Origin of the sequence: Dokdonella sp., from assembly GCF_049593775.1 — a bacterium.
Lineage (GTDB): Bacteria > Pseudomonadota > Gammaproteobacteria > Xanthomonadales > Rhodanobacteraceae > Dokdonella.
Genome location: NZ_JBAWHJ010000180.1, coordinates 1 through 7,537, shown reverse-complemented (window position 1 = coordinate 7,537; position 7,537 = coordinate 1). Strand labels below are relative to the sequence as shown.

Here is a 7,537-nt window from a genome sequence, read left to right as displayed (position 1 = left end):
ATCTCGGAGAATATGAACCACATCATGCCCATGCGGAACGAGACATCGACCTGGCGGTTGTACATGCCGGCCACAGACTCGCGGATGACGGTGCCGAACCAGCCGAACATCATGATGACGATGATCGCCATGCCCAGGTACATCAGCGGAGACGCGGTCAACCCGCTACCACCATTGAACCAGTTCGCCGCACCGATTACGGTGCTGAAGAGACCGATCGAGCCCACGATCGGCCAGTAACTGCCGTGTGGAACGTAGTAAGCACCCTGTGTTTGCGCCATGATCTTGGAACCCCGGACTCGAAGGTATTTCTCAGTTGCTTGCGATGCCGTCACGCGGCAGTGAAGCGAAACTCAAACGACTGGTCGCCGCCTCGTTCGCATAGAAAGTATAGGACAAGGTCAGCGTTTTCACGCCAGCCGGCAATTGCGGATCAACCACGAATCGAACCGGCATGCGCCGCGATTCCCCGGCATCCAGCAATTGTTCCGTGAAACAGAAGCACTCTGTCTTGTTGAAGTACGGCGAAGCCTCACTCGGTGCCACGCTCGGCACCGCGTTTCCGACGATGGCCGCGGTTGAATCGTTGGTGGCATCAAACCAGACCTCGGTCAATGCACCCGGATGCACCTCGACTCGCGACTTCTCCGATTTGAATTCCCAAGGCAGCTTGCTGTTGACGGTAGCGATGAATTCGACGGTGACCGTGCGCGATTCGTCGATTTCCATCAGCGCGACACTGGCAGCATCGGCCACATCGCCGGACAGCTTGATGCCAAGCACGTGCTCGCAGGCAATCCTGTAGATCGGCACCATCGCAAAACCGAACAGGAATGAGGCTGCCACGACCCAAAGCGCAGTCTTGGCAATCCCGCGCGCGTCATGCTTCACGCGAGGAGTAGCTTCATGCTGGTCGATATCTCTATTCATCAAAACCGCAAACCCATGGAAATAGGAGCTTCTTTCTAAAAGTGCGGCCACGGATGGCCGCTTCTTCTTTTCGCTGTGCGTTCATGGATGAACGCATAAATGCCAAAGCCAAACAAAGCCTCAAACTTGACGGATGGCCGCTTCTTCTCTTCGCTTTGCGTTCAGGGATGAACGCACAAACAAACAAGTCAATCGGAACCTGAGGCTAAACCGCGTTCACGGATGAACGCACCAATCAATGCGTCACATCCCCATGCGCAAGCATGGAGTCATCAATCACTGGCGGCTCGGTAAACGTGTGATGTGGCGCCGGCGACGGCACTGTCCATTCGAGGCCACGCGCGCCTTCCCAAACCTGGGTTGTCGCACGGTTCTTCGAGAAATATACGGCGTGAACGACGACGCCCACGAACAGCAACTGGCTTGCGCCGAACCAGAATCCGCCAATCGAACTGACCATGTTGAAATCGGCGAACGCTACGTTGTAGTCGGGGATACGACGCGGCATTCCGGCCAGACCAAGGAAGTGCTGGGGGAAGAACAGCACGTTGACCGAGATCACGCTCATCCAGAAATGAATCTTGCCCCAGCGCTCGCTGTACATGTTGCCGCACCACTTGGGCAGCCAGTAGTAGACCGAGGCCATGATGGCAAAGACTGCGCCGGTGACCAGCACGTAGTGGAAGTGGGCGACGACGAAATAGGTGTCGTGATACTGGAAGTCCGCGGGCACGATAGCCAGCATGAGTCCGGAGAAACCGCCGATGGTGAACAGGATGACGAACGCAATTGCGAACAGCATGGGCGTCTCGAAGGTCATCGAGCCTTCCCACATCGTGGTCACCCAGTTGAACACCTTCACACCGGTGGGTATCGCGATCAGCATGGTCGCGTACATGAAGTACAGCTCGCCCCCCAGCGGCATGCCAACCGTAAACATGTGGTGGGCCCAGACGATGAACGACAGGAAGGCAATCGACGCAACCGCGTAGATCATTGCCTGATAGCCGAACAGCGGCTTGCGCGCGAAGGTCGGGATGATCTCGCTGACAATGCCGAAAGCCGGCAGAATCATGATGTAGACCTCGGGGTGCCCGAAGAACCAGAAGATGTGCTGGAACATCACCGGGTCACCGCCACCAGCGGCGTTGAAGAAGCTGGTACCGAAGAACTTGTCGGTCAGCAGCATGGTCACCGCGCCAGCCAGGACCGGCATGACCGCGATCAGCAGGAATGCGGTAATCAGCCAGGACCAGGCAAAGATCGGCATTTTCAGCAGATCCATGCCGGGCGCACGCATGTTGAGGATGGTCGCGATGATGTTGATCGCGCCCATGATCGAGCTGATGCCCATCATGTGGATGGCGAAGATCACGAAGGCAACGCTGTTGCCACCCTGCAGCGACAACGGCGGATACAGGGTCCAGCCGCCCTGCGGTCCGGCACCCGGCATGAACAGGGTCGACAGCAACAGCGTGAACGCGAACGGGAGAATCCAGAAGGACCAGTTGTTCATGCGCGGCAGGGCCATGTCCGGCGCACCGATCTGCAGCGGAATCATCCAGTTGCCGAGGCCGACGAAGGCCGGCATCACCGCGCCGAAGATCATGACCAGGGCGTGGATCGTGGTCATTTCGTTGAAGAACTGGGGTTCAACCAGTTGCATTCCGGGCACGAACAGCTCGGCGCGAATGATCATTGCCATCGATCCACCGATGAAGAACATGATCAGCGCGAACACCAGGTACAGCGTACCGATGTCTTTGTGGTTGGTGGTGAACAGCCAGCGATCCAGGAAGCCTTGCGGCTTGTGATCGTGGTCGTCGTGATGGTCGTCGTGGACGGCAGCGTGGGCCATGGCCTCTACCTCAAGATTCAGTAACGGAATCAGCCCTGCGGGGCTGTCGTCGGAGCAATAGTGCTTGCGGTGGCTTCAGGCGCAGGCGCCTGTGCAGCCATCCATTGTTCAAATTCGGCCTTCGGAACGACCTTGACCACGATCGGCATGAAGCCGTGGTCCTTTCCACAAAGCTCGGCGCATTGCCCGCGATAAATGCCGGGCTCGTCGATCTTCGTCCATGTGGAGTTGATGATTCCGGGGATGGCGTCCTGCTTCCAGCCCAACTGAGGTACCCACCATGCATGGATGACATCATCCGCGGTAATCACGAAGCGGACCTTGACACCGGCGGGCAGGACAAGCGGCTTGTCGACGTCGAGCAGATAGGTGGGGACGCCATCAACCTGAATCGAAGCCGGATCGATGCCGGAATTCAGCTGACGTGCCCGATTCGAGTCCTCCGCCAGACTGGAGACAAAATTGATGTCGGGCTGGGTGCCGAAGTAGTCAACGTACTCGTAGCGCCACTTCCACTGGTAGCCAGTGACCTTTACGGTCATGTCCGAGCCGGAAGTATCGGCCATCCGGATCAGCAAGGTCGTTGCCGGCCATGCGCAGGCGATCAGAATCAGGATCGGAATGACCGTCCAGATCGCCTCGAGTTTGGTGCTGTGATCCCATTTCGCCGGAATCGCGCCCTTGGACTTGCGGAACTTGAACATGGCCACGAACATCACGCCGAAGACGATGATGCCGATAACGACGCAGATCCAGAGCATGATCATGTGAATGTCATGCACTTCGTGCGAGGTCTTGGTCACGCCCTTGACCATGTTGAGCTGCCATGGCTCGGGGTTGGCGCTTGCCGCGGCACTCGCGAACATGCCCGAGACGATCAGAGCCGGCGCGACCAGCATGCGGCGCATTCGCGAGAACCCAACTGACATCATTGCCATCACCTTGAATACTTGAAGACGCTTGATTCACCCATCGGTCCGACCAGCAACCGACACGGAAAACTCCACCTACGGCCGGCCAGAGAATAGGCCGGAAGTACATCATTCCTGAAAATGATGAACGGTGAACCGTGGAATGATAGTGGAGCGTCAGCCGCAGCGGCAAGGACAAAGCCCGGATCTGCCTGAATTGGCGCGTGTCAATAGGTCGCAGTGGGTGCTTGGCCACAGCCCGAACGCTCTTTACACTAGGGCGCTGAATTCCGGTCAGAATGCGCTATTGCCATGCAGTTCGCGGCGTATCGGCTCCCGAGCGGAACCCACTGGGCAGGTTGCTTTGGCTGTATGACCCGGTTCGTGGCATGGTCGGCGCAATACGAGCCAAATCCCGGACCTGTGGTCATTACACGAGCAATTTGAGCTGTAGATCCGCAAACACCGTAATCCTGCCCCACCCACCACCTTCCCACGACACTGCCCGTCGTCCACGTCGCAGCACCCGAGAGCCCACTGATTGTGAGCGAGATCCTTTCCCCAGAACTGCCTACCAACGTAGATTCGGCACGTGCCCGGATCACCGCAGCATGGTCGCGCGATGAAACCGAAGCCATCAACGAACTGCTGGCCCAGGCCAGCCTGCCGCCTGCCGAGCGCGATCTCGTGCTGGCCGCAGCATCCGACCTCGTCGCCCGCGTGCGCGCAAAGGCGGACGATCAGAGCGCGGTCGAATCGTTCATGCGCGAATACGACCTCTCCAGCGAGGAAGGCGTGTTGCTCATGTGCGTGGCCGAAGCCCTGCTCCGCGTGCCGGACTCGGAAACCGCCGACAAGCTGATTCGCGACAAGCTCGGCGAAGCGAACTGGAAGAAGCACGTCGGTGCCAGCGAGTCGCTGTTCGTCAATGCGTCGACATGGGGCCTCATGCTGACCGGCGAACTGGTCGAACTGGCCGAGGAGACGCGGTCCAACTTTGTTGGCGCCTTGCGCCGACTGGTGGGGCGTGCCGGCGAGCCCGTCATTCGGCTGGCCGTGCGCCAGGCCATGCGCATCATGGGCCATCAGTTCGTCATGGGCCGCACGATCAAGGAAGCCCAGGAGCGGTCGACGAAGAAGGAACACTCCGCCTATCGCTACTCCTACGACATGCTCGGCGAGGCCGCCCTGACCCTGATCGATGCCGAGCGTTACATGCAGGCCTATCGCGACGCCATCGTGGCGCTGGGCAAGAAAGGCCCCTGGAAAGACGTGCTCGATGCCCCGTCGATTTCGGTCAAGCTGTCGGCCATCCATCCGCGCTATGACGTGCAGAACCGTGCCCGCGTCCATGCCGAACTGACCCCGCGCGTACTCGAGTTGGCGCAAATGGCCAAGGCCCAGGGTATTGGCATGACCGTCGACGCCGAAGAAGCGGATCGGCTGGAACTGTCGCTGGATGTGCTGGGCGCGGTGTTCGCAGATCCCAGCCTTGAGGACTGGAACGGCTTCGGCCTGGCCGTGCAGGCCTATCAGAAGCGCGCGCCTTTCGTGATCGACTGGCTGGCGGAAGCAGCACGCAAGGCGGGACGTCGCTGGTGCGTACGTCTGGTCAAGGGTGCCTACTGGGATTCCGAGATCAAGCGCGCGCAGGAACAAGGCCTTGTCGGCTACCCGGTGTACACGCGCAAGCCGAATACCGATGTGTCCTACCTCGCCTGCGCACGGCAAATGTTCGAAATCGGCCCGGAGCTGATTTACCCGCAGTTCGCCACGCACAATGCCCATACGATCGCCGCCATCCATCATTTCGCTCGCGGCCAGCCTTATGAGCATCAGCGCCTGCATGGCATGGGCAATGATCTGTACGAAGAAGTCATGGGCAAGGGGAAACTCAATGTGCCATGCCGCGTCTACGCTCCGGTTGGCAGCCATGAGGACCTGCTTCCCTATCTGGTCCGCCGCCTGCTGGAAAATGGCGCCAACACGAGCTTCGTCAATCGCGTCGTCGATGAAGACGTGCCGATCCGCGACCTTGTAGCCGACCCTTGCGAGCTGGTTCGCCACCTCGATCAGAAACCGCATCCCCGCATCCCCCAGCCGATCGCACTGTTCGGCGAGCAACGGAAGAATTCCATGGGCGTCAATCTTTCCAATGACAATGAACTCAAGGCGCTGGCGGAAGCCGTCAATGCCGCACGCAAGCCCTGGAAGGCCGAACCGCTGGTGCCAGGGGTCAAGAACACCGGCGAATCGCGCGAAGTGACCGATCCATCCGATCGCCGTCGCGTGATTGGCGAAACCCGCGGTGCCGATGTGGCCGCGATGGAAAAAGCCCTGACCAACGCCGTTGACGCGCAGCCAGGCTGGGATGCCCTGCCCGCGGCAAGCCGCGCGAAGATCCTCGAACACACTGCTGATCTGCTTGAAGCTCGCCAGGCGGAATTCATCGCCCTGTGCGTGCGCGAAGCCGGCAAGACAATGTCAGCAGCAATTGCCGAAGTGCGCGAAGCCGCCGATTTCTGCCGCTACTACGCCGCCATCGCACGCAAGATGTTCGCCCATCCCGAAATCCTGCCAGGCCCGACCGGCGAGTCGAACGAGTTGTCGTTACATGGGCGCGGCGTATTTGTCTGCATCAGTCCGTGGAACTTCCCCCTGGCCATTTTCATGGGCCAGGTTGTCGCCGCGCTCGCTGCCGGCAACAGCGTCATTTCCAAGCCCGCCGACCAGACCACTCTGGTCGGCTACGCCGCAGTCAAGTTGCTGCATGAAGCCGGCATTCCGGAAGACGTGCTGCAATTCGTGCCCTGCAAGGGTTCGGTACTCGGCAAGACGCTGCTCACCCGCCCGGAAATCGCCGGAGTCTGCTTCACTGGCTCCACCGAGACGGCGTGGACAATCAATCGCACGCTGGCTGCACGCGACTCATCGATCGCCGCGCTGATTGCCGAAACCGGCGGCCAGAACGCCTTGATCGCAGATTCCTCCGCACTACCCGAACAACTGGTCAAGGACGTCTGCGCGTCGGCATTCGATTCTGCCGGCCAGCGCTGCTCCGCGGCACGCGTTCTGTTCGTCCAGGAAGACATCGCCGACAAGGTCATCGCAATGCTGACTGGCGCCATGAACGAACTGATCATGGGTGACCCCGGTCTGCTCTCCACCGACGTCGGACCGGTCATCGACGAAGCCTCGCACAAGGAGCTGAGCGATCATGCCGAGCGCATGGATCGTGAAGCAAAGCTGATCAACAAGGTCGCGGCCGCCGAAGGCACATCGCATGGCACGTTCTTCGAACCACGCGCCTACGAGATTCCGCGCCTCGATATCCTGCACAAGGAAATCTTCGGACCCGTCTTGCATGTGCTCCGCTGGAAGGCCAATGATCTCGACAAGGTGATTGACGCCATCAACGCAACCAACTATGGCCTGACCCTCGGCATCCACAGCCGCATTGACGACACCATCAACCACATCGTCAAGCGTTCGCGTGTCGGCAACTGCTACGTCAATCGAAACCAGATTGGCGCGGTGGTCGGCGTGCAGCCCTTTGGCGGGGAAAACCTCTCCGGCACCGGACCCAAGGCCGGCGGCCCGCACTACCTTTTGCGCTTCGCCACCGAACGCACGGTCACGATCAACACGACCGCCGCCGGTGGCAATGCATCGCTGTTGACGCTGGCGGATTAGCTGCTCGGTTGCTTTGCTTCATTGATTCGCAACACAGGGGCTCAGACCAACAACGAAGCGGAAACGCGAGTACAGTGATCGAAGCCCGCAGCCGTCGTCGTGCTCTCGCATGGGTTGGGCCGAGACGAATCACAGTGACTGGACG

Annotated in this window: 5 protein-coding genes; 1 reads left to right on the top strand and 4 read right to left on the bottom strand. The window is 59.7% G+C overall.

Going from position 1 to position 7,537, the window contains the following annotated elements:
- From WBP53_RS06235 to coxB, 4 genes are all read right to left on the bottom strand, one after another.
- The coding region (locus tag WBP53_RS06235) for a cytochrome c oxidase subunit 3 (RefSeq protein WP_423927015.1) at positions 1–281 on the bottom strand (281 nt) is incomplete at its 3' end.
- 31 nt (positions 282–312) lie between these two features.
- On the bottom strand, positions 313–930 hold the full coding sequence (locus WBP53_RS06230) for a cytochrome c oxidase assembly protein (protein ID WP_423927013.1): 618 nt from the start codon (positions 928–930) through the stop codon (positions 313–315).
- A 235-nt stretch (positions 931–1,165) separates the two neighbouring features.
- Complete coding sequence (ctaD, locus tag WBP53_RS06225) at positions 1,166–2,788, bottom strand: cytochrome c oxidase subunit I (RefSeq protein ID WP_423927011.1); 1,623 nt, start codon at positions 2,786–2,788, stop codon at positions 1,166–1,168.
- A gap of 29 nt (positions 2,789–2,817) precedes the next feature.
- Entirely contained in the window at positions 2,818–3,696 is an 879-nt protein-coding gene (gene coxB / locus WBP53_RS06220; RefSeq protein ID WP_423927019.1) for a cytochrome c oxidase subunit II, read from the bottom strand.
- Positions 3,697–4,200: 504 nt separating this feature from the next.
- Between coxB and putA the strand changes: the two genes are divergently transcribed.
- Positions 4,201–7,392 (top strand): bifunctional proline dehydrogenase/L-glutamate gamma-semialdehyde dehydrogenase PutA, encoded by a 3,192-nt coding sequence (gene putA, locus WBP53_RS06215; RefSeq protein ID WP_423927017.1) that lies wholly within the window; start codon positions 4,201–4,203, stop codon positions 7,390–7,392.
- Positions 7,393–7,537: the final 145 nt, after the last annotated feature.

Excerpts from the sequence above, each read along its gene's own strand:
- ctaD (WP_423927011.1), bottom strand. The coding sequence starts at position 2,788 with ATGGCCCACGCTGCCGTCCACGACGACCATCACGACGACCACGATCAC.
- coxB (WP_423927019.1), bottom strand. The coding sequence starts at position 3,696 with ATGCGCCGCATGCTGGTCGCGCCGGCTCTGATCGTCTCGGGCATGTTC.
- WBP53_RS06230 (WP_423927013.1), bottom strand. The coding sequence starts at position 930 with ATGAATAGAGATATCGACCAGCATGAAGCTACTCCTCGCGTGAAGCAT.